The sequence below is a fragment of the Bradyrhizobium sp. U531 genome (assembly GCF_051710265.1).
Taxonomy (GTDB): Bacteria; Pseudomonadota; Alphaproteobacteria; order Rhizobiales; family Xanthobacteraceae; genus Bradyrhizobium.
Map to the genome: position 1 here is coordinate 161,623 of NZ_JASVEN010000001.1, position 25,749 is coordinate 187,371.

29 protein-coding genes are annotated in these 25,749 nt (G+C 65.7%); 17 read left to right on the top strand and 12 right to left on the bottom strand.

The genetic code is table 11. From position 1 onward, the window contains the following. Positions 1–15 precede the first annotated feature (15 nt). From QRQ56_RS00675 to QRQ56_RS00690, 4 genes are all read right to left on the bottom strand, one after another. Positions 16–375 (bottom strand): hypothetical protein, encoded by a 360-nt coding sequence (locus QRQ56_RS00675; protein WP_438736827.1) that lies wholly within the window; start codon positions 373–375, stop codon positions 16–18. Between the two features lie 159 nt (positions 376–534). Further along, the gene (locus tag QRQ56_RS00680; RefSeq protein ID WP_438736829.1) at positions 535–1,032 is read right to left on the bottom strand and encodes a hypothetical protein; all 498 of its coding nucleotides are present in this window, start codon (positions 1,030–1,032) and stop codon (positions 535–537) included. Between the two features lie 12 nt (positions 1,033–1,044). Continuing rightward, positions 1,045–1,416, bottom strand: coding sequence for a flagellar assembly peptidoglycan hydrolase FlgJ (gene flgJ / locus QRQ56_RS00685; RefSeq protein ID WP_438736831.1), 372 nt, complete (start codon positions 1,414–1,416; stop codon positions 1,045–1,047). Continuing rightward, the gene (locus tag QRQ56_RS00690; protein WP_438736833.1) at positions 1,416–2,540 is read right to left on the bottom strand and encodes a flagellar basal body P-ring protein FlgI; all 1,125 of its coding nucleotides are present in this window, start codon (positions 2,538–2,540) and stop codon (positions 1,416–1,418) included. The genes flgJ and QRQ56_RS00690 overlap by 1 nt, the downstream gene beginning before the upstream one ends. Positions 2,541–2,810: 270 nt before the next feature. On the opposite strand from QRQ56_RS00690, the gene QRQ56_RS00695 reads away from it, so the two are divergent. Further along, positions 2,811–3,224 carry a flagellar assembly protein FliX gene (locus QRQ56_RS00695; protein ID WP_438736835.1) on the top strand — a complete coding sequence of 138 codons (414 nt, stop codon included), beginning with the start codon at positions 2,811–2,813 and terminating at the stop codon, positions 3,222–3,224. Between the two features lie 130 nt (positions 3,225–3,354). On the opposite strand, the gene QRQ56_RS00700 is transcribed toward QRQ56_RS00695, so the two are convergent. Further along, positions 3,355–3,726, bottom strand: coding sequence for a winged helix-turn-helix transcriptional regulator (locus QRQ56_RS00700; protein WP_438736837.1), 372 nt, complete (start codon positions 3,724–3,726; stop codon positions 3,355–3,357). A gap of 148 nt (positions 3,727–3,874) precedes the next feature. Here QRQ56_RS00700 and QRQ56_RS00705 point away from each other — a divergent pair, with 148 nt between their 5' ends. Next, the gene (locus tag QRQ56_RS00705) at positions 3,875–4,486 is read left to right on the top strand and encodes an NAD(P)-dependent oxidoreductase (protein ID WP_438736839.1); all 612 of its coding nucleotides are present in this window, start codon (positions 3,875–3,877) and stop codon (positions 4,484–4,486) included. 216 nt (positions 4,487–4,702) lie between these two features. Then, a complete protein-coding gene (gene dksA / locus QRQ56_RS00710; RefSeq protein WP_008554760.1) occupies positions 4,703–5,068 on the top strand; it encodes an RNA polymerase-binding protein DksA in 366 nt (121 codons plus the stop codon). 285 nt (positions 5,069–5,353) lie between these two features. Here dksA and QRQ56_RS00715 read toward each other — a convergent pair whose 3' ends face one another. Continuing rightward, the gene (locus QRQ56_RS00715; RefSeq protein ID WP_438736842.1) at positions 5,354–5,752 is read right to left on the bottom strand and encodes a winged helix-turn-helix transcriptional regulator; all 399 of its coding nucleotides are present in this window, start codon (positions 5,750–5,752) and stop codon (positions 5,354–5,356) included. A gap of 95 nt (positions 5,753–5,847) precedes the next feature. On the opposite strand from QRQ56_RS00715, the gene QRQ56_RS00720 reads away from it, so the two are divergent. Beyond that, a complete protein-coding gene (locus QRQ56_RS00720) occupies positions 5,848–6,876 on the top strand; it encodes an SDR family oxidoreductase (RefSeq protein WP_438736844.1) in 1,029 nt (342 codons plus the stop codon). Between the two features lie 98 nt (positions 6,877–6,974). After that, positions 6,975–7,754 (top strand): 2-keto-4-pentenoate hydratase, encoded by a 780-nt coding sequence (locus QRQ56_RS00725; protein WP_438736846.1) that lies wholly within the window; start codon positions 6,975–6,977, stop codon positions 7,752–7,754. A gap of 222 nt (positions 7,755–7,976) precedes the next feature. On the opposite strand, the gene flgH is transcribed toward QRQ56_RS00725, so the two are convergent. From flgH to flgF, 4 genes are read right to left on the bottom strand one after another with little or no spacing between them, the layout of a single operon-like run. Beyond that, complete coding sequence (gene flgH / locus QRQ56_RS00730) at positions 7,977–8,741, bottom strand: flagellar basal body L-ring protein FlgH (RefSeq protein ID WP_438736848.1); 765 nt, start codon at positions 8,739–8,741, stop codon at positions 7,977–7,979. 9 nt (positions 8,742–8,750) lie between these two features. After that, a complete protein-coding gene (gene flgA / locus QRQ56_RS00735; protein WP_438736849.1) occupies positions 8,751–9,884 on the bottom strand; it encodes a flagellar basal body P-ring formation chaperone FlgA in 1,134 nt (377 codons plus the stop codon). A gap of 9 nt (positions 9,885–9,893) precedes the next feature. After that, the gene (gene flgG, locus QRQ56_RS00740) at positions 9,894–10,682 is read right to left on the bottom strand and encodes a flagellar basal-body rod protein FlgG (RefSeq protein WP_438736851.1); all 789 of its coding nucleotides are present in this window, start codon (positions 10,680–10,682) and stop codon (positions 9,894–9,896) included. A gap of 16 nt (positions 10,683–10,698) precedes the next feature. Further along, on the bottom strand, positions 10,699–11,460 hold the full coding sequence (gene flgF, locus QRQ56_RS00745) for a flagellar basal-body rod protein FlgF (RefSeq protein ID WP_438736853.1): 762 nt from the start codon (positions 11,458–11,460) through the stop codon (positions 10,699–10,701). A gap of 377 nt (positions 11,461–11,837) precedes the next feature. Here flgF and fliL point away from each other — a divergent pair, with 377 nt between their 5' ends. The 6 genes from fliL to QRQ56_RS00775 all read left to right on the top strand — a co-directional run bounded on the left by fliL (position 11,838) and on the right by QRQ56_RS00775 (position 19,349). Next, positions 11,838–12,338, top strand: a complete 501-nt coding sequence (fliL, locus tag QRQ56_RS00750; RefSeq protein ID WP_438736855.1) for a flagellar basal body-associated protein FliL — start codon at positions 11,838–11,840, stop codon at positions 12,336–12,338. 30 nt (positions 12,339–12,368) lie between these two features. Beyond that, a complete protein-coding gene (fliM, locus tag QRQ56_RS00755) occupies positions 12,369–13,571 on the top strand; it encodes a flagellar motor switch protein FliM (RefSeq protein ID WP_438736856.1) in 1,203 nt (400 codons plus the stop codon). Beyond that, a complete protein-coding gene (locus QRQ56_RS00760) occupies positions 13,568–14,014 on the top strand; it encodes a DUF6468 domain-containing protein (protein WP_438736858.1) in 447 nt (148 codons plus the stop codon). Before fliM ends, QRQ56_RS00760 begins: the two co-directional genes overlap by 4 nt. A 25-nt stretch (positions 14,015–14,039) precedes the next feature. Continuing rightward, on the top strand, positions 14,040–14,804 hold the full coding sequence (locus tag QRQ56_RS00765; RefSeq protein ID WP_438736860.1) for a MotE family protein: 765 nt from the start codon (positions 14,040–14,042) through the stop codon (positions 14,802–14,804). A gap of 106 nt (positions 14,805–14,910) precedes the next feature. Beyond that, the gene (locus QRQ56_RS00770) at positions 14,911–18,645 is read left to right on the top strand and encodes a tetratricopeptide repeat protein (protein ID WP_438736862.1); all 3,735 of its coding nucleotides are present in this window, start codon (positions 14,911–14,913) and stop codon (positions 18,643–18,645) included. A 416-nt stretch (positions 18,646–19,061) separates the two neighbouring features. After that, a complete protein-coding gene (locus QRQ56_RS00775; protein WP_438736864.1) occupies positions 19,062–19,349 on the top strand; it encodes a GIY-YIG nuclease family protein in 288 nt (95 codons plus the stop codon). Positions 19,350–20,024: 675 nt separating this feature from the next. On the opposite strand, the gene fliP is transcribed toward QRQ56_RS00775, so the two are convergent. Beyond that, positions 20,025–20,783: a flagellar type III secretion system pore protein FliP gene (gene fliP / locus QRQ56_RS00780; protein ID WP_438736866.1), complete on the bottom strand. Its 759-nt coding sequence runs from the start codon at positions 20,781–20,783 to the stop codon at positions 20,025–20,027. Next, positions 20,780–21,760, bottom strand: coding sequence for a flagellar biosynthetic protein FliO (locus QRQ56_RS00785; RefSeq protein WP_438736868.1), 981 nt, complete (start codon positions 21,758–21,760; stop codon positions 20,780–20,782). The genes fliP and QRQ56_RS00785 overlap by 4 nt, the downstream gene beginning before the upstream one ends. A gap of 352 nt (positions 21,761–22,112) precedes the next feature. On the opposite strand from QRQ56_RS00785, the gene flgB reads away from it, so the two are divergent. The 6 genes from flgB (at position 22,113) to flhB (ending at position 25,632) form a co-directional block, all read left to right on the top strand. Next, complete coding sequence (gene flgB, locus QRQ56_RS00790) at positions 22,113–22,517, top strand: flagellar basal body rod protein FlgB (RefSeq protein WP_438736870.1); 405 nt, start codon at positions 22,113–22,115, stop codon at positions 22,515–22,517. A gap of 40 nt (positions 22,518–22,557) precedes the next feature. Then, positions 22,558–22,983 carry a flagellar basal body rod protein FlgC gene (gene flgC / locus QRQ56_RS00795; protein WP_246931033.1) on the top strand — a complete coding sequence of 142 codons (426 nt, stop codon included), beginning with the start codon at positions 22,558–22,560 and terminating at the stop codon, positions 22,981–22,983. 16 nt (positions 22,984–22,999) lie between these two features. Then, positions 23,000–23,314 (top strand): flagellar hook-basal body complex protein FliE, encoded by a 315-nt coding sequence (fliE, locus tag QRQ56_RS00800; RefSeq protein WP_438736872.1) that lies wholly within the window; start codon positions 23,000–23,002, stop codon positions 23,312–23,314. A 176-nt stretch (positions 23,315–23,490) separates the two neighbouring features. Further along, entirely contained in the window at positions 23,491–23,754 is a 264-nt protein-coding gene (fliQ, locus tag QRQ56_RS00805) for a flagellar biosynthesis protein FliQ (RefSeq protein ID WP_007612284.1), read from the top strand. A 17-nt stretch (positions 23,755–23,771) separates the two neighbouring features. After that, the gene (fliR, locus tag QRQ56_RS00810) at positions 23,772–24,542 is read left to right on the top strand and encodes a flagellar biosynthetic protein FliR (RefSeq protein WP_438736875.1); all 771 of its coding nucleotides are present in this window, start codon (positions 23,772–23,774) and stop codon (positions 24,540–24,542) included. A gap of 10 nt (positions 24,543–24,552) precedes the next feature. Beyond that, positions 24,553–25,632 (top strand): flagellar biosynthesis protein FlhB, encoded by a 1,080-nt coding sequence (gene flhB / locus QRQ56_RS00815; protein WP_438736877.1) that lies wholly within the window; start codon positions 24,553–24,555, stop codon positions 25,630–25,632. Positions 25,633–25,749: the final 117 nt, after the last annotated feature.

Below are 25,749 nucleotides of genomic sequence, written 5' to 3' on the forward strand. Positions count from 1 at the left end.
TCGATCGCGTGATCGTCAGGCGCTGACGTCCGTGCTGAGCGGGCGCGAAGGCTCGGACTTCATATCCAAGGCGTGGAAATAGGCCCGCCGGCGCAGCATCGCTTCGTCGGGGAACTGGTTGACCACCGCTTCGGTCTTGTCGTTGACGACCTGGAAGACCATGGATGCGGACGCCTGGTCGAACACGACCTGGCGCGAGATGTTCTCGTGGTTCGGCAGATCGTTGCGCACAGGCGCGCTCGTATCCGCCGCGGCGACCGTCTGGCTCACCGGAAGATCAGTCTGCACGGCCTCGTTCGCCGCCGCGCTGGACGTCGCTACTATCTGCACGGGGGCCGGGATCCCCACCGGCCTGATGCTGAAATCTGTACTCATGGCAGCCTCCTGGTTGCCTCACGTGAGTCAAATCCCAACCCCTCTCGTAACGCAACCTTGGAACACCAGGACTGAAGACCCGGTAAGGAAACGTGCCTAACCGCGCGACGAGATCGCCGCGCGGTTTTTCGTAAAATTGTCGCTTGTTTTCGCGCGCGCTCAGAGCGAGCGGCTGACCGCGAGCGGCGTGATGTGGCGCGGACCGGGAGTCGCGCGACGACCCGCGGCCGTATAGGTGTTCGGCACGTTGCGCTTCTGGATCTCGGCGTTGACGCCGCGCACCACGCTTTCGGAGACCGCGTGTGCGGTCGCGAGCACGGTGAGATTGACTTGAAGCATCGCGCGGAACGCATCGTGGTGGCGATGCAGCGTCGAGAGCAGCTCGGGCGCGGATTTCGCGAGCTGGGGCTGGTTCGCCTTCAACTGGCTGACGGCGCCGACATAGTTGCGCGAGAGCTCCTGCTTCTTGCTCTCGAGCGTCATCGCCTCGCGAACCTTGCCGGCGCGAACGAGCTCGGTCTCGCGTTCGATCAGCCCGAGCAAGGCGTTCATCGCGTCCATCAGGTCCTCGGCGAGCTTGCGCGCTTCCGCGTTGCCGGGCGCGGCGGGCGGGCGTTGCGCTTGCATCGGCCGACGTGAGGCGTTGAACTGGTTCATCTCGTTTGGACCTTATGCCGTACGAAGAGTTGTCTTCGCCTGCTGGACGATCAGCGTGCGATAGACGTCGCGGGCGATGCCGACGCCGCCGGCGTTGGCGAAGTTCTTGGAATATTGCTCGGTCAGCATCGAGCGCCACACGCCGGTGCCCGGCGTGTCGCCGAACGGGCCTTCGCCCTTCAAGCCCGAGGTCATCTGCGAGAACATGCTGTTGAGGAACATCGCTTCGAAATCGGTGGCGGTCTTCTGCGCCTTGGCCTGTTGCTTCGGCGAGACCTTCTGCAGCGCGGCCGCGAGGTCGAAATCGGGGCGGCCGTTGCGGCTCTCGACCGAGAAGGCCGAGGAGGTGGAGAGGCGCGGGGTGTTGATGGTGTTCGTCTGCATCACATCACCTCGATGTCGGCTTCGATCGCGCCGGCGGCCTTGATCGCCTGCAGGATGCTGATCATGTCGCGCGGGCCGATGCCGAGGCCGTTGAGGCCGTCGACGAGCTGCTGCAGCGACACGCCGTCCTTGACGACGGCGAGCTTCTTGCCGTCCTCGGTGACGGTGACGCTGCTGCGCGGCGCGACCACGGTGCGGCCGCGCGAGAGGGGATTGGGCTGGCTCACCTGCGGGCTCTCGGAGATCGTCACCGTGAGATTGCCCTGCGCCACCGCGACGGTGGCGACGCGGACGTCGCGGCCCATCACGATGATGCCGCTGCGTTCGTCGATGATGATCTTGGCGGCGAGATCCGGATCGACCTGCAACTGCTCGATCTCGGTGAGGAAGGCGACGACGTTGCCCTTGAACTCCGGCGGCACCGACAGCTGCACGGTGGAGGGATCGATCGGCTCGGCCGTCTTGACGCCGAGATAGTCGTTGACGGCGGCCGCGATCCGCTTCGCCGTGGTGAAGTCGGCGTTGCGCAGCGCCAGGCGCACGTTCGGCAGGCGGTTGAGCGCGAACTCGATCTCGCGCTCGATGATGGCGCCGTTGGCGATGCGGCCCACCGTTGGAACGCCGCGCACGATCTTCGCCGCTTCGCCCTCGGCCTGGAAGCCGGAGATCGCGAGCGAGCCCTGCGCCACCGCGTAGACATTGCCGTCGGCGCCGAGCAGGGGGGTGACGAGCAGCGTGCCGCCCTGGAGGTTCTTGGCATCGCCGAGCGCGGAGACGGTGACGTCCATGCGCGTGCCCTGGGTGGCGAAGGCCGGCAAATTGCCGGTCACCATCACCGCCGCGACGTTGCCGGTACGGATGGTGGCGCCGCGGATGTTGACGCCCATGCGCTCGAGCATCGCCTGCAGCGACTGCTTGGTGAAGGGGATGTTGTTGAGGGTGTCGCCGGTGCCGTTGAGGCCGACGACGAGGCCGTAGCCGATGAGCTGGTTCTGCCGCACGCCTTCGATGTTGGCGAGGTCCTTGATGCGCGAGGTCGCAGCCGCTGGCGCGGCCGAGAGCACCAGCGCTGACAGCGCGGCGCAGGCCACCCCAACAATCCTCACCCAACGAACGACTGGCATCCTCTGCTCCCCGAGGTCCTCAAATCTCGGACTAACCACGACACTCCCATGTCGAGCTGGTCCGACGCTGTCCTTGCGAGGGTTGTGCCAAGCCGCATTGGCAGGGGTAGGGCGCTGAATAGGTTGAATAAATCTGTTTCGACTGGTGTCAGCCGGCGTTCGCCGTGAGGAGCGAAACTGCCGGCTGTCGGCAGTTTTTGCCGGGCTGTTTACGCGCCGTTAACCATAAGACGGCGAAGGTGACGGCATCGATCACCCGGATTCCCTCCGATGCGCATCTACGGACCGAATGGCACCACGCTTGGAACGCCGGCCAGCCAGGCCAGGCGGACCAGCTCCGGCACCTTCGTGCTGCCCGACACCTCGTCGGCGCAGGAGACGCGGAGCGCTGCCGCACCAAAGGCCGCCGCCAACATCGACGGGCTGCTGGCCCTGCAGGGCGTCGAAGAGGATCCGGTCGAGCGGCGCAAGCGCTCGGTCGCCCGCGGCAGGACCGCGCTCGATGTACTCGACGACCTCAAGATGGGACTTCTGTCGGGCAATCTCGACGCCTCGACCGTGCTGCGGCTGCGGGACGCTGCGGCGAACCTGAAATCGTCCTCGGGCGATCCCGGACTGGATTCCGTGCTCTCGGAAATCGAGCTGCGCGTCGAGGTCGAGCTGGCCAAGGCGGGGCAGGCCTGATCAGAGAGGCTGTCGTCGCCCGGCTTGACCGGGCGACCCAGTATTCCAGAGACAGTCATTGTTGAATTGAGGCGCTGCGGCGTACTGGATGCCCCGGTCAAGCCGGGGCATGACAGCGGAGTTTTGGGCCCTACGCCGCTTCTTCCTTCTGCTGCGTGTCGTAGCGGCGCTGGGCGGCGAGAACGTCTTTCAGATTCTGCTCGGCCCAATCGCGCAACGGATCGACCGCAGCGGCGAGCGTCAGCCCGAGCTGCGTGATCGAATATTCCACGGTGACAGGCACCGTTGCGATGGCGTGGCGCCTGATCAGGCCGTCGCGTTCCAGCGATTTCAGAACTTGGCTCAGCATCTTCTGCGAAATGCCTTCGATCGTGCGGCGCAACTGATTGAAGCGCATCGGCTCCTCGCGCAGCAGCAGGAGGATCAGCACCGCCCATTTGTCGCCGACGCGATCGAGGATCTGGCGCGTGGGACAGTTCGCTGCATAGACGTCGGGTTTCATGGTCGGGCCTCGGACTCCGTTTTCGTCGCTTGCGACACGCATGGGGTTACCCCTGTGTAATCAGGTAAGCACAAAGTGCTCTCTTAACACCAGCATTCTTTGCGATATCTAGTCTCCGTTAGTTACTAAAGCAACGAAGGAGCCTTCCATGAAAATCGCAGTTGCCGGCGCCTCGGGCCGGGCCGGGTCGGAGATCACCAAGGAGCTGTCCCGCCGCGGACACGCCGTCACCGCCATCGCCCGGAACCCGGAGAAGATCGCGGCCCTGCCGAACGTCACGCCGACCAAGGGAGACGTGCTCGACCAGGCCGGCCTCGCCGGGTTGTGGGCCGGCCACGACGTCGCCGTGAGTTCCGTGCACTTCCTGGCCAGCGACGCGCACAAGCTGATCGGTGCGGCGAAGGACGCCAAGGTTGGGCGTTACCTCGTCGTCGGCGGCGCCGGCAGCCTGGAAGTCGCCCCGGGCGTCAAGCTGGTCACCACTCCCAATTTTCCGGCCCAGTACAAGGCGGAAGCCGAGGCGGGCTCGGCCTTCCTCGACCTGCTGCGGCAGGAGAAGGAGCTGAACTGGACCTTCATTTCGCCGTCGGCGCTGTTCGTCGAGGGGGAACGCACGGGCAAGTTCCGGCTCGGGACCGACCAGCTTCTCGCAGATGCGAACGGCAAGAGCTGGATCACCTTCGCCGATTACGCCATTGCGCTCGCCGACGAGATCGAGCGCCCGGCCCATCCGCGGCAGCGTTTCACGGTCGGCTACTAGGCCCAGCGGCGGTCTCCAGGCCCTGCGGGATAAACCTTCCTGTGCAAGGGCTTGGGGGCGCCAGCCGGACGATGAGGGAAACATTGTCTGTCACGGGAGGCCACTATATAAGCCCCGGCTCAACGGACCCTGTTTCCGTTGCGAGTCGTTGCTTAGACAGATAGGCCGCCCTTGGAAAAGTTGAAAAACTACCGACCGACCGAAAAAGAGCCTTTCATGAACGACCGGCAGAAGGAGTACTTCCGTTTGAAGCTCCTCGCCTGGAAGGATGAGATCCTCAAAGAGTCCAAGCTCACCCTGCAGGCCCTGCAGGAGGAGAATGTGAACCACCCCGATCTCGCCGATCGGGCATCGTCCGAAACCGACCGCGCCATCGAACTCCGCGCCCGCGACCGCCAGCGCAAGTTGATCGCCAAGATCGACGCCGCGCTCCAGCGTATCGAGGACAACACCTACGGCTATTGCGAGGACACCGGCGAGCCGATCTCTCTGAAGCGGCTCGAAGCCCGGCCCATCGCGACGCTCTCGGTGGAAGCGCAGGAGCGCCACGAGAAACGCGAGAAGGTCTACCGCGACGAATAGAGACGGAGCCGCAGGGATGCGGCTCTTTTGTTGTGTGGCGTAAGGTGCACTGTTTCGCACCGCGTCCGGCCTTTTGCCTGACGTCTGCAGTCGCGCGTGTTTGCGCGCGAGCGGAAACGCGAAAAGTGAATCGCGATCAATGGTCTAGAGTCCATTCTTCCGAGCTCACGTGAGTTCGGATGAGAATCGACCTTAACTTCAGGCGCGGGCGGTTTTGCGAGTCGCATCAACGAGATCGGCTCGGATGCTGAGATGCTGATCCAGCGGCATCAAGCATCGCTGTAATCAGCCCTGTTGCGACGCCATGAGGCGTGCATCTCCATAAAGCCTGGACCAACTCAATATTTCCTTAAACGCCGGCAACAGGCCGTAGGCCGACTCGGTCAGCTCGTATTCGACTTGCAGCGGCTTCGAAGCGAGGACGGTGCGCGACACGAGTCCATCCTGCTCGAGCTCTCGGAGCTGCATCGTCAGCATGTGCTGGGTGACCCCGTCGATCGATCGCCGCAACGCGCCGAAGCGGACCGCGCCGTTCATCAGCGCGAACAGGATCTCCAGTTTCCACTTGCCGCCGAGGGCGTGGATCGCGCGCTTGAAGTCGGCGAGCAGGGCAGGGTCGGGGCTGCAATCGCAGTTGCCCTCGCAGGCGATGGTCAGGTTTTCCATACCGGTCTCAAATTCCATTCTACTTGTTCCCCCTGGAGATAGGGACCAGATGCCGCCTTGAGCAGGGTGACGGAGCCAATTCGCGAACCCGCGCAACGAGGGAAATCTTGGTAATGAGCACCGTTCTGGTCACCGGCGGGTCCGGCTTCATCGGCATCCATGTCATCCTGCAGCTTCTGGCCGCAGGCCATCCGGTGCGGACCACGGTGCGCCGGCCGGACCGGCAGGCCGAGGTGCTGGCGATGTTGCGCGAGGGTGGAGCGGCCTCGCCCGAAAGCGTCTCCTTCGCTACGGCCGACCTCACCGCCGACCAGGGGTGGCGCGAGGCGGTCGCGGGCTGCGACTACGTGCTCCATGTCGCCTCGCCCCTGTCGACCAGCGTTCCCAAGGATGAGAACGAGATGATCATCCCGGCCCGTGACGGCACGCTGCGGGTGCTGCGCGCCGCGCGGGACGCCGGCATCAAGCGCGTCGTCGTCACCTCGTCGCTGGGCGCGATCGGTTATGGCCATCCGCCGCGGGCAAAGCCATTTGACGAAGCCGACTGGACCAATCTCGGCAGCGCCGATTTGCAGCCCTACATCAAGTCCAAGACTCTGGCCGAGCGGGCGGCCTGGGATTTCATCTCGCAGGAGGGCGGCGGACTCGAACTGTCCGTCGTCAATCCCGCCGGCGTTTTCGGTCCGGTGCTGGGGCCGGACTTTTCAGGCTCGATCGAGATCGTCAAATCGCTGCTCGACGGCGCCATGCCGGCGGTGCCGCGGGTGTATTTCGGCGTGGTCGACGTTCGCGACGTCGCTGACCTGCACCTGCGGGCGATGACCGCTCCCGAGGCGAAAGGCGAGCGCTTCATCGCGGTCTCCGGCGAGACGATGTCGATCCTTGAGATCGGCAAGGTGCTGCGGCGGGAACTCGGACCGCAGGCGCGGCGGGTTCCGCGGCTTCAGGCGCCGGACTGGCTGGTGCGGATCGCGGCGAGCCGCATTCCGTTGCTGCAGGCGGTGGTGCCGATGCTTGGAAAGGTCCGGCATTCCACCAGTGCCAAGGCGCGGGCGATGCTGGGCTGGCAACCCCGTTCCAATGACGAAGCGCTGCTCTCGACGGCCGAAAGCCTGCTGCGGCTCGGTCTCGTCAAGGGCTGAGGCTTCCCTTTCAGGTGTTCCTTGGCCCGCGCTTGTCACGCCCGGGCGGGGATGCTGAAGTGCCGCCCCTTGATTGTGACGCGTGGGAGGCGGCGCCGATGGACAAGATTCTCGAAGCCGCCAAGGCGATCGCGCTGGCGCGCCGCAATCATGCGCCGCTGGCCACGCTGGAGCGACCACCGGCCGACGAAGCCGAGGGCTATGAGGTCCAGCGCGCGCTGCACGATCTGCTGCTCCCGCATGTCGGGCCGCTGGTCGGCTACAAGATCGGCTGCACCAGCCAGGTGATGCAGGACTATATCGGCATCCCGCACCCCTGCGGCGGCGGCGTGTTCCAGAAGGGCGTGCATGACAGCGGCGCCAGGCTTGCCGCTTCGAGCTATGTCCGGGTCGGCGTCGAATGCGAGATCGCGGTCCGGCTGAAGCGCGACCTCGCCCCCGGCGAGGCGCCGTTCACGGCCGAATGGGTCGGCGAGGCGGTGGAGGCCTATCATCCCGCCATCGAGATCGTCGACGACCGCTACGTGAAGTGGGAGACGATGGGCGCCCCGACGCTGATCGCCGACGACTTCTTCGCGGCCGGCTGCGTGCTCGGCCCCTCGGTTCCGCGCTCGTCGGTGCCGGACCTGAAGGCGGTCAAGGGCCGGGCCATCGTCAACGGCGAGGAGGTCAGTCACGGCACCGGCGCCGACGTGCTCGGCCACCCCCACAACGCACTCGCCTGGCTCGCCAACCATCTCGCCGCCGAAGGCAAGGGTCTGCACGCCGGCCAGCTGGTTCTCACCGGCAGCCTGGTCAAGACGCTGTGGCTGAAAGCCGGCGACAAGGTGCGGATGGAGCTGGACGGGCTTGGTGTGGTCGAGGCGGAGTTCACGTAAGCTCTCTCCCCGCGTCATTGCGAGGAGCCCTTGCGACGAAGCAATCCAGGATCTTTCCGCGGAAGCAGTCTGGATTGCTTCGTTGCGCTCGCAATGACGGAGTGCGAGGCAATACCACCGCTAAAATACATGCGGCCTCCAGCAGGGGAGCTACTGGAGGCCGCGTAGTACATCGTCGTTCGCGCCTAGGATCGCGAGCACGATGTGGGAGCTCTTGAAGGGTCAGAAGGGCAGCAGCACGTCCATCACTTGCTGGCCGTAGCGCGGCTGCTGCACGTCCGTGATCTGGCCGCGGCCGCCGTAGGCGATGCGGGCCTGCGCGATCTTGGTGGAATCGATGGTGTTGTCGCTCTGGATGTCCTCGGGGCGGACGATGCCGGCGACCACGAGCTCGCGGATCTCGTAGTTGACGCGGATCTCCTGCTTGCCTTCGACCACGAGGTTGCCGTTCGGCAGGACCTGGGTGACGACCGCAGCGACGTTGGTCTGCAGGGCTTCCGTGCGATTGACCGAGCCCTTGCCGTCGCTGGAGGAGGCGGAGTCGGCGGTGAGGAGGCGGCCGGGCAGCACCTTCTGCGCCTGCACGCCGAGGGTCTTCGCGCCGATGAAGTCGGTCACCCCGGAATCTTCCTTGTTGGTCCGGCTGCGCTGGGTCTCGTTGGCGATGTTGGCCTTGTCCGTGATGTTCACGGTCACGGTCAGGAGGTCGCCGACCTGGCGGGCGCGCTGGTCCTTGAAGAAGGCGCGGCTGCCGCTGCGCCACAGCGAGTTCGGATTGTAGGAGGCGACTTCCGGCTTCGGCATCGGCATCTGCACCGGCTTGTAGCCGGGCTGCGCCGTCGGATTGTCGATCGCCGACAGTTTCGGTTGCTCGCCGATCTGCGACAGACGGTCGATCGACGAGCAGCCGCCCAGCGCGCAGGAGGCCAGCATCAGGGCGGAGATCGCGATGCGACGAAGACGGTAAGCCGAACTGAAAGCGGACATGACGAACTCTTACTTGGCTTGAGCTTGCGAGACGCGAGCTTGCGGGATCTGGGCTTCTGCGATCTGGGCCGGCGAGGCGGGCGCCTGCACCAGGTTGCGGAGGAGAGCTGCGGTGTCGACGGGGGCCGGGGCCTCGTCGCGCTTGAGCGAGGAGGTCTGCTCGACCGCGGGCGCCATCGGCGCGGACTGGCTCGCGCCCTGGATCGTCACCTGGCCGCGGCCGGTGACGACGCCGGTGAGCGTGCGCTTGGATTGCAGATTGAGCACGCTGACGGTGTCGCCCTCGGCGCCGCTCTCGATCGCCTTGCCGCGCGTGGTGAGGTATAGACCGGGCGCCTGGAAGATGACGGTCACTGCCTGGTCGCGCACCACGAAGTCGGGCTTGACGATGTCGGCGGCGCGAAGCGGCGTCCCTGCGCGCATCCCGCGGCGCAGCTGCATGCCGACGCTGCGGTCGCGCGAGGCGGGCTCGCCGGTGACCTCGGCCTTCGGCCGGCGCTCCAGCGCGACGTCGGAGGACTTCAGCGTATCGGCACGGTCGACGTCGCGCGTCAGCACGGCCACTTCCACCGTCTCGATCGCGGTGCCCGAGAAGCGCAGCTTGGTCGGGGTCGGATTGTTGTCGTTGGTGATCTCGAAAGCGATGTCGAAACGGCCGCTGCGCGCGTCGTAGCGGGTCGCGACCGGCTGGAGCGCGCCGGTGTTGGACGCGTCCAGCCGCATCTCGGCGACGCCGCGGTCGAAGGTGACGGTGATGTTGGCGGCGTCCCCGAGGCCGAAGCGGCGCTCGAGCGCCGTGGCGACCGCATTCTCGAGATCCTTGTTCGCGAGCGTGCGGGCGAGGCGGGTGACCTGGACCTCCTTGATGTCGCCGGTCATCACGCCGATCACCTGCTTGGCGCGGAGCACCGACAGCACTTGCGCGGCCGTCAGCGTGCCTGTCGTGCCGAGGTCGGGCGAGCGGTAGACCGGGATCAGCGCGGCCGATCCGGCATTGTCGATGAGATCGCCGACCCGCACCACGTCCGCGGACACGGTGACGTTCGCCCGCAGCGTCGGCGAGGCGATGAAGTCGTCCGCGGCCGCGGCCGGCAGGGCCAGCAGGGCGAGGGCGGAGAGGGTGGCGAGAGCGGTGCGGATCATCGTCATCACTCAGCGGAACAGCGCCGTGGTCGACTGCATCATCTGGTCGGCGGCGCTGATCACCTTGGCGTTCATCTCGTAGGCGCGCTGGGCGGCGATCAGGTCGCTCATTTCCGAGACGACGTCGACATTGGCCTGCTCGAGGCTGCCTTGCGTGATCTTGCCGTAGCCCTCGGAGTTCGCGGTGCCGTCCTGCGGCGCGCCGGACGAGGGGGTCTCGGTGAACTGGTTGCTGCCGACCGGCTGCAGGCCGGCCTTGTTGATGAAGCGCGTCACGCCGATCTGGCCGACGATCGAGGAGGTCGACGAGCCCGGCAGCGTCACCGAGACCTGGCCCTGCTCGCTCACGGAGATGCCGGAGGCGTTGTTGGGGATCGTGATGGTCGGCTGCACCGGGTTGCCCTGGGCGGTGACGACGCGGCCCTGATTGTCCATCTGGAAGGTGCCGTCGCGTGTGTACTGGTAGGTACCGTCGGGCATCAGGATCTTGAAGAAGCCTTCGCCGGACATCGCAAGGTCGAGATCGTTGCCGGTCTGCGACAGCGTGCCCTGCGTCATGCTGCGCGGCGTGCCGACGGTCTTGACGCCGCCGCCGATGTCGACGCCGACGGGAAGGATGGTGCCCTGGTCCGAGGCCTGCGCGCCGACGCGGCGCACGTGCTCATAGATCAGGTCCTGGAACGCCGCGGTCTGCTTCTTGAAGCCGGTGGTGCGGAGGTTGGCGATGTTGTTGGAGATCACCTGAACGTTGAGTTCCTGTGCCGCCATTCCGGTCGCTGCGGTGTGAAGCGCCTGCATGTCAGTTCTCCCTCAATCAGGCCGGCACGTCGGCGAGCTTCTCGATCGCCGATTTGTGCATGTCGCTCTGCTGCTGGAGCAGGTTGGCAATGGCGGTGTAGCTGCGCATGACCTCGACCATGCGGGTCATCTCGCCGACCGAATTCACGTTCGACTTCTCGATGTAACCCTGGCGCACGGTGGACTTGGTGTCCGGCTGCTGGACGGCGGAGCCGGCGGCGTAGAGATTGGCGCCGAGCTTGGTCAGCTTGGCCGGATCGTTGAAGGAGGCCATGCGGATCTTGCCGCGGATCGAGTCGGTCTTGGCGGTGCCTTCGAGTACGGTGACGGTGCCGTCGGGCGCGATGTTGATGTCGTGGTCGGTCGGCTGGAAGGTGATCGGGCCGCCGGTGCCGAGCACCAGGTTGCCGTCCGTGGTGACGAGCTGGCCGGTCGCGTTGAGCGAGAACTTGCCGTCGCGGGTGAACATCTCGCCGCCATTGGCCTGCACGGCGAAATAGGCGTTGCCGTCGATCGCCATGTCGAGCGGGTTGTTGGTCGCCTCCATCGGCCCCTGGCCGATGTCGCGGTAGGTACCACGGTCCTGCACATAGGAGACCCGGCGGTCGGCGCCGATGAAATTGTCCTCACGCGCGTTCGAGTTGAGAAACTCCTCGAACAGCGAATGGTCGGCCTTGAAGCCGTTGGTGTTGGCATTGGCGACGTTGTTGGCGACGACATCCATCTGCCGTTCCAACGTCATTTGCCGTGACAAGCCGATCAGAAGCGCGTTCTGCATCGGAAAATCTCCCCTGAGGGGGATCTGCCATTTCGCTCTCCCAAGCGCCTTGGCGGACCCCGTGAACGAGACCGGCAGGTTCTCCCAAACCGTTCGGTCTCGGCCCTCTCTCAGCGAAAGCCGTGCCAACTTTAAAAATGTTGAAAACTCAATGGCTTGGCGATTTTTCGGGGGTGCGGGAGGGCGGCAGAAAGGTTCTGTTAGCCATGTCTGCCCGGCAGATTTTTCCTAGCGGAGGCCCAATCGAAAGATTCCGTTAACCATTATTACCGTAGCGTTTGCCATGAAAAGGAGCGCATTGCGCCGGGGCATTTGTATCGCGTCTCTGTCTAAGGCCTTGCTCTTCGACCCCTTTGAGAAATCCGGGCGCGGCGACCATGGCAGAGAATGATGCAGAAGGCGGCGCAGCCGCCGAAGGTGCGGAAGCCGCTCCGCCCAAGAACAAGCTGAAGATCATCATCATGGCCGTCGGCCTGCTCGCCGTCCTCGGCGGCGGCGCTGCGACCTGGTTCTTCTTCTTCCGTCACGGCGACGAGGAGCATCATGCGGAGGCCGCGCCTCCGCCGAAGCCGCCGGCCTTCGTCGACGTCCCCGACATCATGGTCAACCTCGCCGGCGCGCCGGGCGAGCGCGTGCAGTATCTCCGGATGAAGATCGTGCTCGAGCTGAAGGAAGAGAAGCAGATCGAGGCGATCAAGCCGACGATGCCGCGCGTCACCGACATCTTCCAGACCTATGTCCGCGAGCTGCGCCCCTCCGATCTCAACGGTTCCGCCGGCATCTTCCGCCTCAAGGAGGAACTGACCAAGCGCGTCAACGCAGCGGTCGCCCCGATCCAGGTCAGCGCGGTGCTGTTCAAGGAAGTCGTGATCCAGTGAAGACGCTGCGGAAGGGGACGGGCTAGCGTCATGGCCGGCAACGAGCAAATGGACCAGGATGCGATTGCCGCCCAATGGGAGGCGTCGCTCGATTCCGAGGATCCCGCGGAGGCCGCAAAGGCCGCCGCCGAAAACGAACTATCGGAGACCATGGCCCTGCAATGGGCGGCCATGGTCGAAGACGGCAGCCGCGATCTCGGAACCGGCAAGAATTCCGGCGAGCGGGTGCTGTCGCAGGAGGAGATCGACAATCTCCTCGGCTTCACCGTCGGCGACGTCACGCTCGACGATCATTCCGGCATTCGCGCCATCATCGATTCGGCGATGGTGTCCTACGAGCGTCTGCCGATGCTCGAAATCGTCTTCGACCGCCTGGTGCGGCTGATGACGACGTCCCTGCGCAACTTCACCTCCGACAACGTCGAAGTCTCGCTCGACCGCATCACCTCGGTGCGCTTCGGCGACTACATGAATTCGATCCCGCTGCCCGCCGTCCTCACCGTCTTCAAGGCCGAGGAGTGGGAAAACTTCGGCATGGCGACGGTCGATTCCAACCTGATCTATTCGATGATCGACGTGCTGCTCGGCGGTCGCCGCGGCACCAGCCAGCTCCGCATCGAGGGCCGGCCCTACACCACGATCGAGACCGAGCTGGTCAAGCGGCTGGTCGAGGTGGTGCTGGCCGATGCCGAGCAGGCGTTCCGGCCGCTGTCGCCGGTGACCTTCACGATCGACCGGCTCGAGACCAACCCGCGTTTCGCCGCGATCAGCCGTCCCGCCAATGCCGCGATCCTGGTGCGCCTGCGCATCGACATGGAAGACCGCGGCGGCAACATCGAATTGCTGCTGCCTTATGCGACCATCGAGCCGATCCGGGGCGTCCTGCTCCAGATGTTCATGGGCGAAAAGTTCGGCCGCGACCCGGTCTGGGAAGGCCATTTCGCCACCGAGATCGTGCAGGCCGAGATCGCCGTCGATGCCGTGCTCTACGAGGCCGATATCCCGCTCAAGCAACTGATGCGGCTCAAGGTCGGCGACACGCTGCCGCTCGACATGCGCGCCGACGCCAACGTCACCGTGCGCTGCGGCGACGTCACGCTGACCGAGGGGCGGATGGGCCGGGTCGGCGACCGCGTCGCGATCCGCGTGACGAAACCCTTGCGCAAGCCAAGTACGACACTTGCGATGTTCGAGAAGGTCGACGAGCAGAACAAGATGATGGAGGCCCCATGAACCACTCCCTGGGAATGGCGATCGAGACGTTGGTGGCTGTCCTGCTGATGCTGACGATCTTCTACTGCGTCATGCTCAACAAGCGCCTGACGCGGCTGAAGGCGGACGAGCATTCGCTGAAGGCGGTGATCGGCGAGCTGATCACGGCGACCGAGATCGCCGAGCGCGCGATCGGCGGGCTGAAGCTCGCCGTGCGCGACGTCAACGAGAATCTCGGCAGCCAGCTCGCGGCGGCGACGCAGATGTCGGACCAGCTCTACAAGCAGCTCGGCGAAGCCGACAACGTGGTGCGCCGCCTGTCCAAGATCGCGATCGCCGCGCGGCCCGTCACCAATCCGGAAATGGTTGCCGCGCCCGCGCCGAAGCCTTCGACCGCGAAGGCGGTGGCGGCCGCGGCGGAAGCTTTCTCTGAACGCCGACGATCCAACGGGCTTGCCGCATGAAGTCCTTGCCGCATGAAGTCAGGGTATGAAATCCTTTCGTAACATCCGCGTCATCCCGATCGTCCTGGTTGCCGTCGCCGGCCTCGCCACGTTGAAAGTGGCGGGCCTCGTGATCAATGGCGGCTATGTGTTCGACTACAAGCCGAACCAGACCAAGAAGTCCTGGGCGCAGGAAAATCTGAACTTCCCAACCGGCCGCGAGGAACCGGAGATCATCACCGGCTCGACCCATGGCGCGCCGAAGGAAGCGCCCAAGCCCGCCGCGCCCGAGACCAAGCCGGAAGGCACCGTGGTCAAGGTGGACGAAGCCCAGCCGCAGGTCTCGGCCTCCGAGCGCGCCATCCTCGAGCGGTTGCAGTCGCGCCGCCAGGAGATCGAGGCCCGCCAGCGCGAAATCGACATTCGCGAAAGCCTGCTCAAATCCGCCGAGAAGCGCATCGAAGGCAAGGTCGAGGAGATGAAGGCGGTGGAAACCCGCATCACCGCGACGCAGGCCGAGCAGAAGGCCGCCGAAGCCCAGCGCATGAAGGGCCTCGTGACCATGTATGAGGGCATGAAGCCCAAGGACGCCGCGCGGGTGTTCGACCGGCTGGAGATGGGCGTGCTGATCGAGATCGCCTCGGCGATCGCGCCGCGAAAGATGTCGGACATCATGGGGCTGATGTCGCCCGAGGCCGCCGAGAAGTTGACGGTCGAGATGGCCCGCCGGGCCAATGGCGGCGGCGATCAATCGGCCTCGGCCGGAGATCTGCCCAAGATCGACGGCAAGCCGACGCAAAAGCCGAATTGAGGGCTCATACTTAAGAAGTCCTTAATTGGCAAAACCTTAGAGTCGAAGCCGGGGGCCGGCATCAGCAGGGCCCCCGTGGACCGTCGAAACGGAAGACATGCCGCCAATGGCGCAGAAGGCTGCCGATGGATTGTGGTCGCGAGCCCGCGCACTGGCGCCGGGGCTGTCGCGTCATGTCCGCTCGGCGGGCGTGCTGGCGGTCTGCCTGCTGACCGGCCTCGGTGCGCCGGCGCGGGCGGCTGATCCCGTCAGAGGCGAGGCGACCTTTTCGGCGGGCGGCGGCTTTGCCCGTCTCGTCATCAAGCTCGGCGAGGACGTGCCGTCCGAGGTGACGACCGCGGGCTCCATCCTGATCATCCGCTTCGACCGGCCCGTCGACGTTCCCGTCGACCGCGTGCCGGAAGGCGCCCCCGATTACGTCAACTCCGCGCGCCGCGACCCTGATGGCGGTGCCATCCGTCTTTCGCTGGCGCGGCGTGTCACCGTCAACACCATGAACGCCGGCGAGCGCACCTTCGTCGACCTTCTGCCGGAGGGTTGGAAGGGCGCGCCGCCGAGCCTGCCGATGGACGTGGTCAAGGAACTCGCCGAGCGCGCCCGCGCGGCCGAGCGCGCGTTGCGTGCCCAGCGTGCCGCGGCCGAGACCAAGAAGCGTCCGCCGATCCGCGTGCGCGCCTCGGTGCAGCCGACCTTCGTGCGCTTCGTGTTCGAGATGCCCGACGGCGTCGGCGTGTCCTCCGTGCTCAACGAGCAAAAGCTCACGCTCGCCTTCAACGCCAACCTCAATTTCGATCTGGCGGATGCGGTCGTCGCGGCGCCGCCCAATGTCGCCTCGATCAAGCAGAAGGCCGACATCGACCAGACCAATGTCGAGATCTCACTGGTCGGCGATTCCGATGTGCACTCGTTCCGCGACGAGAAGAACTACGTCGTCGACGTCTCCTTCCAGCCCGACCGGGGCAAGGCCGCCGCGACGCCCGAGGCGGCGATCGCCCAGATGAAGCCTGCCGGCCACGGGACGGCGCCCGAGAAGCCCGCCGCCGAGAAGCCGAAGGACGCCCATCGCGAGATCGCGCCGCCGACCTCCGAGACGATCGCGCGCGAAGCCAAGATCGAAGTCAAGCCCGACCCGAAGCCCGAGGTGAAGGCGGAGGCGCCCGCCGCGATGCCACCCGCGGAAGCGCCGAAGCCCGCGCCGGCTCCCGCGACCGAGGCCGCGCACGCTTCCGAAGCGCCAAAGGAAACACCGAAGGAAGTTGTCAAGGAAGCTACGAAGGAAATGGTGAAGCCGCCGCCTCCCGCGGCCGAAGCTGCGGCCGCGCCGGCCAAGCCCGTGCACGCCGAAGAGGTTGCGAAGGAGCCGGTCAAGGAAGCCACCAAGCCGGCGCCGCCGTCGACGGCCGCCAGCGTCGATGTGCGCCGCGATAGCGACGGCTTGCGCGTGACGTTCCCGCTTCCGGTCGCGACGCCCGCGGCTGCGTTCCGCCGGGGCGACACGGTGTGGCTGGTATTCGATACGCCGAAGCCGATCGATGTCGAGGCGATCCGCGCCAAGGGCGGCGCGATGATCGGCGAGGTCGGCCGGATCCCGCTCGACAAGGGCCAGGCGGTGCGCATCCGTCTGACCCGCCCGCTGGTCTACTCGCTGACGAGCGAGGAGGTCGGCAAGGAGACCAACTGGCTTCTGACGCTCGCCGACAAGATCCAGGCGACGCCTTTGCCGCTGATGATGTCGCGCAACATCACCGATCCCGCGCTCGCCACCATCGCGATCCCCTTCGCCAATCCGGGCCAGTTGCACAAGCTGACCGATCCCGACGCCGGCGACATGCTCTACGTCGTCACCGCGCAGCGGCCGGTGCGCGGTTTCATCAAGCGGCAGGACCTCGTCGATCTCTCGCTCCTGGAATCCGCGCACGGCATCGCGATCCGTCCGAACTCCGACGAGGTCGGCGTCGAGGTCGGTGCCGACAAGGTGATCCTCGGCAAGAAGGGCGGACTGACCCTGTCGCCGGTCGACATCTCGGCCGAGCGGGCGCCGACCGCGGTGCGCCCGGTGTTCAGTCCCGAAGGCTGGCGCAAGGGTCAGTCGGAAAACTTCATGACGCGCCAGAGCGATCTGATCACGGCGATCTCCAACGTCGAGCCGGCGCTGCGCTCGCTGCCGCGGCTGGATCTCGCGCAGTTCTACATGTCGCGCGCGATGTATCACGAGGCCAAGGCCGTCACCGACGTCATGCTGACAGATCCCCTCAACAAGGAGGAGAGCAGCGCGCTGATCGTCCATGCGATCGCCAGCATCCTGATCGGCCGGCCTTCGCAGGGCTTGAAGGACCTCGCCAATCCCGTGATCGGCAACAGCCACGATTCCCAGCTCTGGAAGGCGCTCGCCTATGCGCGCCAGGGCAAATGGGCGGACGCGCGCGAGAAGTTCAAGAACGTCGAGTTCGCCATCGCCTCGCTGCCGCTCGACATCCAGCGCATCGTGACGATGGACGCGATGCGGGCCTCGCTCGAGGTGAAGGACTATGCCGGCGCCTCCAAGCGTCGTGGCGAGCTCGAGGTGGTCGGCGTCTCGCCCGAGGCGGCGCCCGGCTTCGCCGTGCTGCGCGGCCGGCTCGCCGAGGCGCTCGGCCACGACAAGGACGCGCTCGACGACTACAAATTCGCGGTCGCCTCGGCCGATCGGCGGGCCGCGGCGGAAGCCAAGCAGCTCGAGGTCGCGCTGCGGCAGAAGCGCGACGAGATCGGCAAGGAAGACGCGCTGCGCGAGCTCGAGACGCTCTCGATGACCTGGCGCGGCGACTCCATCGAGGTCAAGACGCTCCAGCTGCTGTCGCGGATGTATGCCGAGAGCGGGCGCTACCGCGACGCGCTCACCGCGGCGCGCACCGCGACGAGGCTGCAGCCCAACGCGGAGGCCTCGCGTCAGGCGCAGGATCTCGCCTCCGAGCTGTTCACGCAGATCTTCCTCGGACCGAAGGGCGACGAGCTGCCGCCGGTCGAGGCGCTCGGGATGTTCTACGAATTCCGTGAGCTGACGCCGATCGGCCGTCGCGGCGACGAGCTGATCCGCCGGCTCGCCGACCGTCTCGCCTCGATCGATCTGCTCGACCAGGCCGCCGAGCTCCTGCAATACCAGGTCGACCACCGCCTCGAAGGCGCCGCGCGCGCCCAGGTCGCCGCGCGCCTTTCCATGATCTATCTTGCCAACCGCAAGCCGGACATGGCGATCTCGGCGCTGCGCGCGAGCCGCATCAGCGATCTCTCCGGCGAGCTCAGGCAGCAGCGCCTGCTGCTGGAAGCGCGCGCGCAGAGCGACGTCGGCCGTCACGACCTCGCGCTCGACATCGTCTCCAACGTCTCCGGGCGCGAAGTGCTTCGCCTGCGTTCGGACATCTTCTGGGCAGCGCGGCGCTGGCGCGAATCCGCCGAGCAGATCGAGCTCTATTACGGCGAGCGTTTTCGCGATTTCAAGCCGCTCAACGCGGTGGAGAAGAGCGACATCATCCGCGCCGCCGTCGGCTACGCGCTCGCCGACGACTCGATCGGCGTGTCGCGCTTCCGCGAGAAATACGCGCCGCTGATGAGCGAGAGCGCCGACCGTCTCGCCTTCGACATCGCCAGCAAGCCGGCCGCGGCCTCCAGCGCCGAATTCGCCGAGATCGCCAAGCTCGCTGCCAGCGTCGACACGCTCGACGGCTTCCTGCGCGAGATGAAGCAGCGCTTCCCCGACGCCACCGCCCGCGCACCAGGCTCGCCGCAGGCCAAGGACGAAGCCGAGCACACCGGCTCGCTGCCCACGATCCCCGTCGTGCGGCAGATCAAGATGACGCGGTAGCGCCCGCGCAAAGCGCGTCCCGGGACCGTACCGCATCCTCCGTCATTGCGAGCGCCGCCGCTCCATCCTCCGTCATTGCGAGCGCAGCGAAGCAATCCAGACTCTTTCTGCGGCGGCAGTCTGGATTGCTTCGTCGCAAGAGCTCCTCGCAATGACGGGAGAGGGTGCGGAGGGCTTTGGGATGGATCGCGGGTGCGATTGGCAGTTTGTTCGAGCTGCCGCCGCATACTCCGTCATTGCGAGCGCAGCGAAGCAATCCAGGGATCTCTCCGCGGCGGCAGTCTGGATTGCTTCGTCGCAAGCGCTCCTCGCAATGACGCCGATGGGGCAGCAATTTCTCGCAAGGACTGTTCTCGCTGCTCGCCCTTACCGCCTAGTTGTGCTATCGTAACTGCACTCCTCAGCCGAGCACGATCATGAAGCAGCCATGCGTTTACATGTTCGCCAATCGCCGCAACGGCACGATCTACACCGGCGTCACCTCCAATCCGCCGCGACGCGCCTACGAGCACCGCGAGGGCTTGGTGAAGGGCTTCTCGGCGAAATACGGCTGCAAGCTTCTCGTCTGGTACGAGCTGCATGACACCATGATCGACGCCATCACGCGCGAGAAGCAGATCAAGGGCGGCAACCGGGCCAACAAGTTGGCGCTGATCGAGAGCGTCAATCCGGATTGGAAGGACTTGTACGACACGCTGATCTAGCGGCGGACGCTCGATGTTCAGTGAGGCAGGCTGTTCCCGCGTCCTCCGTCATTGCGAGCGCAGCGAAGCAATCCAGACTCTTTCCGCGGCGGCGGTCTGGATTGCTTCGTCGCAAGGGCTCCTCGCAATGACGTGGAGGGTGCGGAGGGCTTTTGGATGGGATCGCAGTTGCGGCTGGCGATTTGTTCGAGCTGCTGCCGCATGCTCCGTCATTGCGAGCGCAGCGAAGCAATCCAGACTCTTTCCGCGGCGGCAGTCTGGATTGCTTCGTCGCAAGCGCTCTTCGCAATGACGTGGATGGTGCGGAGGGCCTTGTGGATGGATCGCGGTTGCGGCTGACGGTTTGTTCGAGCTGCTGCCGCATGCTCCGTCATTGCGAGCGCAGCGAAGCAATCCAGCTCTTTCCGCGGCGGCAGTCTGGATTGCTTCGTCGCAAGGGCTCCTCGCAATGACGTGGATGGTGCGGAGGACCTTATGGATGGATCGCGGTTGCGGCTGGCTAATTGTTCGAGCTGCCGCCGCATACTCCGTCATTGCGAGCGCAGCGAAGCAATCCAGAGTCTTTTCGCCGCGGCAGTCTGGATTGCTTCGTCGCAAGCGCTCCTCGCAATGACGGGGAGAGGGCGGAGGCAATCTCTGCGGGCTGGGGGAATACGGGCGGCGCCCGGGCCCGCGCTATCCTCCGTAGCTCTGCACCAAGCTTCCCGCCACCAGCGACCAGCCGTCGACCAGCACGAAGAAGATCAGCTTGAACGGCAGCGAGATCGTGGCCGGTGGCAGCATCATCATGCCCATCGACATCAGCACGGATGCGACGACGAGGTCGATGATCAGGAATGGGAGGAACAACAGGAAGCCGATCTCGAAGGCGCGTTTCAGCTCGGAGATCATGAAGGAGGGCACGAGGATGCGCAGCGCGAGGTCGTCGGGCGTGGCCGGCGGCGGGTCGCCCGAGAGATCCAGGAACAGCTTGAGGTCCTTCTCGCGCACGTTCTTCTGCATGAAGCCGCGCAGGGGAACGGAGGCGCGCTGCAGCGCGTCCTCGACGCCGATCTGGTTGGCGACGAGCGGGCGGATGCCGTCGTCGTAGGATTTCTGCAGCACCGGTCCCATCACGAAGAAGGTGAGGAACATCGCGAGCGCGATGATCACCGAGTTCGGCGGCGCGGTCGCCGTGCCCATCGCGGTGCGCAGCAGCGACAGCACGACCACGATGCGCGTGAACGAGGTCATCATGATCAGGATCGAGGGCGCGATCGACAGCACCGTGAGCAGGGCGATGAGCTGGATCGCGCGCTCGGTGACGCCGCCGCCGCCAGCGCCGCCGCCGAGATTAATGCTGATGTCCTGCGCATGCGCAGGACCCGCGAGCGAAGCCGCGGCGATCAGGACAGAAACTGAAAGAACTCTACGCGGGAGGGACGGCAGCCTCACGAAGACGGCTTCGGACGGCCGAGCAGCGAGGCCATCTCGTCTTCAAGATTTTCAAAGCTGGTCTTTTCCGCGGCCGGCTTCGGCGGCGGGGCCGGTGGTGCTGCGGGCTCGCTGCGGGCCGCCCGCGGCGGGGGAGCGGCCGGCGGCTCCGGCGCGACGGGGGGCGCGACCGTTTCGCCGGCGGGGCGACGCAGCGCGGCCTCGAGCCGCTGCGCCATTTCGGCGAGGTTCTGCTCGGCGCTGGACGGCGCAGCCGCGGGCGCTGGCGGCGGCGGCACGGGCGGAGCCTGCGGCACGGGCGGCGGAGGCGGCGGTGCGGCGGCACGCTCTGCGCGCACCGGCGGCATCTTCGCCGGTTCGTTGGCGCGCGGCGGACGCGGCATCAGCGGCGGCTCGCTGCGCGGAGCGCGCGGCGGCAGCGGCTCGGGCCGGGGCTCGCGCTCGGGACGGGGCGCGATCGGCTCCGGCGGAAAGCCGCCCATCGGCGGTTCGCTGCGGCGCTCGGCCAGCGGGGGCGCGGGACGGCGCAATTCGTCGGCGAAGGACGGGCGCGCCGGCCGCGGCGGCGGCTCGGGCATCTGCGGCTCGGGATGGTCGAGCAGCTCGGGCCGCGGCGCTTCGTCGGCCCAGTTGCCGGCATCGGGCATCGGGGCGAGGCGCGGCGGCTCGGCGGCGTTGGGACGCTGCGGCAGCTGATCGCGGCCATGCGCGGCGCGAACGATGTTGGGTTCGACCACGATGTCGGTGGGGCCGCCGATCATCAGGAGATGTTCGACATTGTCACGCCTGACCAGCACCAGGCGGCGGCGGCCGTCGACCGCGGCGGCGTCGATCACGGCAAGGCGGGGCATCCGGCCGCGCTGGGTGTTGGCCCCGAGCCGGCTGGTGGCGAATCGGCGAACCAGCCAGGCAGCGACGCCGATCAACGCCAGAACGACGATGAACGCGACGATGAAGGTGATAGGGCTGCCTTGCATACTTGTCCCCGACAAATGGCGCTTTTCTCGTGCCCATGGTCGGACGCGCCAACCACCAGCCTACGATGCCCCAAACTGCGATCTCTTAACGTCCCACGGCAAGTTTTGCCGTCCCCAACTCTTAATAACCTATGAATCGCTCGATCCAAAACGACTTCTTGGCCTGTGCACGCGCCGCCAAATGGTTGGGTTAATGCAACTTTTGGAGGCGTAGAATCACGGGGGTGCCACATCATGTCCCACGCCGGGACACGCGCCGGCAACGTCCTTAACCAGCTGTTAACCATACACACGGCAAATTCTGCCTAGCTTCGGACCCAGAGGTCCGCAAGAGGCGGAAGGAGCCGCGACGATGTCCATCAACGACCTCCCGGTGCTGTCGGCGCTTCGCACCAAGATGCAGTGGCACCAGGAACGCCAGCGCGTCCTGTCCGAGAACGTCTCCAATTCCGACACGCCCAAATTCCGCCCGCGCGACCTCGTCGAGCCGAAACTCGACAAGGCCGGGGCCGTCACCGGCTCGATGGGGCCCCTGGCGATGATGCGCACCAGCGGCTCTCACATGACCCCGTCGGGCGCGCCGTCCGGATTCGACCAGAACAAGAATGCCGGCTTCGAGACCCGCCCCGCGGGCAATGCCGTCAATCTCGAGGAGGAGATGATGAAGGCCGCCAGCAACCAGATGGACTACGCGGCGGCGACCTCGCTCTATTCGAAGAGCCTGCATCTGCTCAAGACCGCGATCGGCAAGGGCTAACCGCATGATCCGCGGACAGAACAGCTAGGGGAGGCGCATCATGGCCAATGACAGCAGCGACTTCGCCCGCTCGATGGCGATCGCGACCTCCGGTCTGCGGGCGCAGGCCGGCCGCATGCGGGTGATCTCGGAAAACATCGCCAACGCCGATTCGACCGCGCAGACATCAGGCGGCGATCCCTACCGGCGCAAGGTTCCGACCTTCTCCTCCGCGCTCGACCGCACGCTCGACGCGCAGGTCGTGACCCTCGGCAAGATCAAGCCCGACCAGTCCAACTTCCGCGTCAAATACGAGCCGAGCAATCCGGTCGCCGACGCCAGCGGCAACGTCAAATACCCCAACGTGAACTCGGTGGTCGAGATGACCGACATGCGCGATGCGCAGCGGTCCTACGAGGCCAACCTCAACATCATCAGTGCGACGCGCCGGATGATCCAGCGCACGCTCGACATCCTCAAGAGCTGAACAGGACAATTGAGCCATGGCATCACCGTCAGTCGCCGCCAATGCCTATGCGAGCCTCGCCCGCGTGCTGGAAAACACCGGCGCCGGTGCCAGTAAGGGCAGCGAGGCCGGCGGGCAGTCCTTTGCATCGCTGCTCAAGGACGCCGTCGGCAGCGTCATGGAATCCGGCCGCAAGTCGGACGCGCAGACGGTCGCAATGGCGGCCGGCAAGGCCAATGTGATGGACGTGGTGACGGCGGTGGCGGACACCGACGTCGCAGTGTCCACCCTGGTCTCGGTCCGCGACCGCGTGATCGCGGCGTATGAAGACATCATGAAGATGCCGATCTGATATTTCGGCGCTGGCGTTCGCCTCAGTCGTCATTGCGAGCGCAGCGAAGCAATCCAGAATCTCTAAGCAGAGGCAGTCTGGATTGCTTCGTCGCAAGGGCTCCTCGCAATGACGGGGAGGGGCCGGTGGCCCACACCAGAGTGGTGGGGGATGGAAATGAACAAGGAACTCTGTAGATGACCGGCCCCGAAACTCTCGACGTCGCCCGCGATGCGATCTGGACCATCGTGATCGTATCCTCGCCCCTGATGGTGGTGGGCCTCGTGGTCGGCGTCGTCGTGTCGCTGTTCCAGGCGCTGACGCAGATCCAGGAACAGACGCTGATCTACGTGCCGAAGATCCTCGCCATCTTTGCCACGATGCTGCTGGCGCTGCCGTTCATGGCCGATGCGCTGCATTCCCACATGCTGCGGATCTCGTCGCGAATCATCGGCGGCTGAGGCAAGATGCGGCGATTATGCGCATCGACGTCTCGCTGCTGCCGGCGCTCGCCGCTTCCTTCATGCTCGCCTTCGCCCGGGTCGGCGCGATGGTGATGCTGTTGCCTGGTCTCGGCGAGACCAATATCCCGACCCGGATCAAGCTGTCGATCGCGCTGCTGCTGACGCTGATCATCCTGCCGCTGCACCGCAACGCCTACCAGGTCGACATGGGCTCGCTGGCGCCGCTGCTCGTGCTGATGCTGCATGAGATCGCGATCGGCATCGTGCTGGGCGCGACCGCGCGCGTGACGCTGTCGGCGCTCCAGGTCGCCGGATCCGTGATCGCGCAGCAGATGGGCCTCGGCTTCGTCACCTCGGTCGATCCGACGCAGGGGCAGCAGGGCGTGCTGGTCGGCAACTTCCTGACCATGCTGGGCGTGACGCTGCTGTTCGCCACCGACAGCCATCATCTGGTGATCGCGGCGCTGAACGACAGCTATACGATCTTCGCGCCGGGTGAGACCGTGTCGAGCGGCGACGTCGCCGCGCTCGCAACGCGCGCCTTCGCCGCCGCGTTTCGTCTGGGCCTGCAGCTCTCGGGGCCGTTTTTGGTGTTCGGCCTCGTCTTCAACATCGGGCTCGGGGTGCTGGCGCGCCTGATGCCGCAGATGCAGGTCTATTTCGTCGGCGTGCCGCTGTCGATCTTCGCGGGCTTCCTGGTGCTCGCCGTGGTGCTCACGGCGATGATGGGCACGTATCTGGATTACTTCATCGGTGTCATGCACCAATTGATGCCGCTCAGGTAGCGACGGGGCGATGGCAGAAGACAAGGATCCAGAGAGTCAAACAGAAGACCCGACGCAAAAGCGTCTGGAAGACGCGCTCGAACGCGGCGACGTCGCCAAGAGCCAGGAGATCAACACCTGGTTCATGATGGCGGGCGGCACGCTGGTGGTCTCGACCTTCTCGGGCTCGGTGGGCAGCGGGCTGCTGACGCCGATGCGCAATCTGCTCGCCAATTCCTGGATGATCAAGACCGACGGCAAGGCGCTGCTGGCGCTGATGCAGCAGATCGAGATCGTCCTGCTGGCGGCGATCGGCGTTCCCCTGATGATGCTGGTGCTGGCGGCGATCGCCGGCAACATGCTGCAGCACCGCCTGGTGTGGTCGGCCGAATCCCTCAAGCCCAAATTCAGCAAGATCTCGCCCGGCGCCGGTTTAAAGCGCATCTTCGGCAAGCAGGCGGCCGCGAACTTCCTGAAGGGCCTCGGCAAGCTGATCGGGCTCGGCGCGGTCATGACCATGATCCTGTGGCCGGAGCGCCATCGCATGGAGGCGATGGTCAAGCTCGATCCGGCCGCCATGCTCGGTGCCAGCACCAGCATGACCGTTCACCTGCTCGGCGCGGTGGTCGCGGCGCTCGCGATCGTCGCCATCGCCGATTATTTCTTCCAGTATCGCAGCTGGTTCCAGCGGCAGAAGATGTCGCTGCAGGAGATCAAGGAAGAGTTCAAGCAGTCCGAAGGCGACCCGCACATCAAGGGCAAGCTGCGGCAATTGCGCCAGCAGCGGTCCAGGAAGCGCATGATGGCGGCGGTTCCCAAGGCCTCCGTGATCATCACCAACCCGACCCACTATTCGGTGGCGCTGTCCTATGAGCGCGGCATGACGGCTCCGATCTGCGTCGCCAAGGGCGTCGACAACCTCGCCTTCAAGATCCGGGAGATCGCGCGCGAGCATGACATCCCGATCGTGGAGAACGTGCCGCTGGCCCGCGCGCTCTACGCCACCGTCGAAATCGACCAGGAAATCCCGAACGAGCACTATCACGCGGTCGCCGAAGTCATCGGCTACGTCATGCGGCTGAAGCGCGGATTCAGTGCGGGGCGGGGATAAAACACCCGAAAAGTACCGGAAATGGCCGTAATCTGGGAATCAGCGTACCTTTCGCCCCCGCTGCCCTTGCACCTCAGGGTCCGATTCAGGCAGGGAGGACCCCGCGCGCCCCGTAGC

Excerpts from the sequence above, each read along its gene's own strand:
- QRQ56_RS00675 (WP_438736827.1), bottom strand. The coding sequence starts at position 375 with ATGAGTACAGATTTCAGCATCAGGCCGGTGGGGATCCCGGCCCCCGTG.
- QRQ56_RS00680 (WP_438736829.1), bottom strand. The coding sequence starts at position 1,032 with ATGAACCAGTTCAACGCCTCACGTCGGCCGATGCAAGCGCAACGCCCG.
- flgJ (WP_438736831.1), bottom strand. The coding sequence starts at position 1,416 with ATGCAGACGAACACCATCAACACCCCGCGCCTCTCCACCTCCTCGGCC.
- QRQ56_RS00690 (WP_438736833.1), bottom strand. The coding sequence starts at position 2,540 with ATGCCAGTCGTTCGTTGGGTGAGGATTGTTGGGGTGGCCTGCGCCGCG.
- QRQ56_RS00695 (WP_438736835.1), top strand. The coding sequence starts at position 2,811 with ATGCGCATCTACGGACCGAATGGCACCACGCTTGGAACGCCGGCCAGC.
- QRQ56_RS00700 (WP_438736837.1), bottom strand. The coding sequence starts at position 3,726 with ATGAAACCCGACGTCTATGCAGCGAACTGTCCCACGCGCCAGATCCTC.
- QRQ56_RS00705 (WP_438736839.1), top strand. The coding sequence starts at position 3,875 with ATGAAAATCGCAGTTGCCGGCGCCTCGGGCCGGGCCGGGTCGGAGATC.
- dksA (WP_008554760.1), top strand. The coding sequence starts at position 4,703 with ATGAACGACCGGCAGAAGGAGTACTTCCGTTTGAAGCTCCTCGCCTGG.
- QRQ56_RS00715 (WP_438736842.1), bottom strand. The coding sequence starts at position 5,752 with ATGGAATTTGAGACCGGTATGGAAAACCTGACCATCGCCTGCGAGGGC.
- QRQ56_RS00720 (WP_438736844.1), top strand. The coding sequence starts at position 5,848 with ATGAGCACCGTTCTGGTCACCGGCGGGTCCGGCTTCATCGGCATCCAT.
- QRQ56_RS00725 (WP_438736846.1), top strand. The coding sequence starts at position 6,975 with ATGGACAAGATTCTCGAAGCCGCCAAGGCGATCGCGCTGGCGCGCCGC.
- flgH (WP_438736848.1), bottom strand. The coding sequence starts at position 8,741 with ATGTCCGCTTTCAGTTCGGCTTACCGTCTTCGTCGCATCGCGATCTCC.
- flgA (WP_438736849.1), bottom strand. The coding sequence starts at position 9,884 with ATGATCCGCACCGCTCTCGCCACCCTCTCCGCCCTCGCCCTGCTGGCC.
- flgG (WP_438736851.1), bottom strand. The coding sequence starts at position 10,682 with ATGCAGGCGCTTCACACCGCAGCGACCGGAATGGCGGCACAGGAACTC.
- flgF (WP_438736853.1), bottom strand. The coding sequence starts at position 11,460 with ATGCAGAACGCGCTTCTGATCGGCTTGTCACGGCAAATGACGTTGGAA.
- fliL (WP_438736855.1), top strand. The coding sequence starts at position 11,838 with ATGGCAGAGAATGATGCAGAAGGCGGCGCAGCCGCCGAAGGTGCGGAA.
- fliM (WP_438736856.1), top strand. The coding sequence starts at position 12,369 with ATGGCCGGCAACGAGCAAATGGACCAGGATGCGATTGCCGCCCAATGG.
- QRQ56_RS00760 (WP_438736858.1), top strand. The coding sequence starts at position 13,568 with ATGAACCACTCCCTGGGAATGGCGATCGAGACGTTGGTGGCTGTCCTG.
- QRQ56_RS00765 (WP_438736860.1), top strand. The coding sequence starts at position 14,040 with ATGAAATCCTTTCGTAACATCCGCGTCATCCCGATCGTCCTGGTTGCC.
- QRQ56_RS00770 (WP_438736862.1), top strand. The coding sequence starts at position 14,911 with ATGGCGCAGAAGGCTGCCGATGGATTGTGGTCGCGAGCCCGCGCACTG.
- QRQ56_RS00775 (WP_438736864.1), top strand. The coding sequence starts at position 19,062 with ATGAAGCAGCCATGCGTTTACATGTTCGCCAATCGCCGCAACGGCACG.
- QRQ56_RS00785 (WP_438736868.1), bottom strand. The coding sequence starts at position 21,760 with ATGCAAGGCAGCCCTATCACCTTCATCGTCGCGTTCATCGTCGTTCTG.
- flgB (WP_438736870.1), top strand. The coding sequence starts at position 22,113 with ATGTCCATCAACGACCTCCCGGTGCTGTCGGCGCTTCGCACCAAGATG.
- flgC (WP_246931033.1), top strand. The coding sequence starts at position 22,558 with ATGGCCAATGACAGCAGCGACTTCGCCCGCTCGATGGCGATCGCGACC.
- fliE (WP_438736872.1), top strand. The coding sequence starts at position 23,000 with ATGGCATCACCGTCAGTCGCCGCCAATGCCTATGCGAGCCTCGCCCGC.
- fliQ (WP_007612284.1), top strand. The coding sequence starts at position 23,491 with ATGACCGGCCCCGAAACTCTCGACGTCGCCCGCGATGCGATCTGGACC.
- fliR (WP_438736875.1), top strand. The coding sequence starts at position 23,772 with ATGCGCATCGACGTCTCGCTGCTGCCGGCGCTCGCCGCTTCCTTCATG.
- flhB (WP_438736877.1), top strand. The coding sequence starts at position 24,553 with ATGGCAGAAGACAAGGATCCAGAGAGTCAAACAGAAGACCCGACGCAA.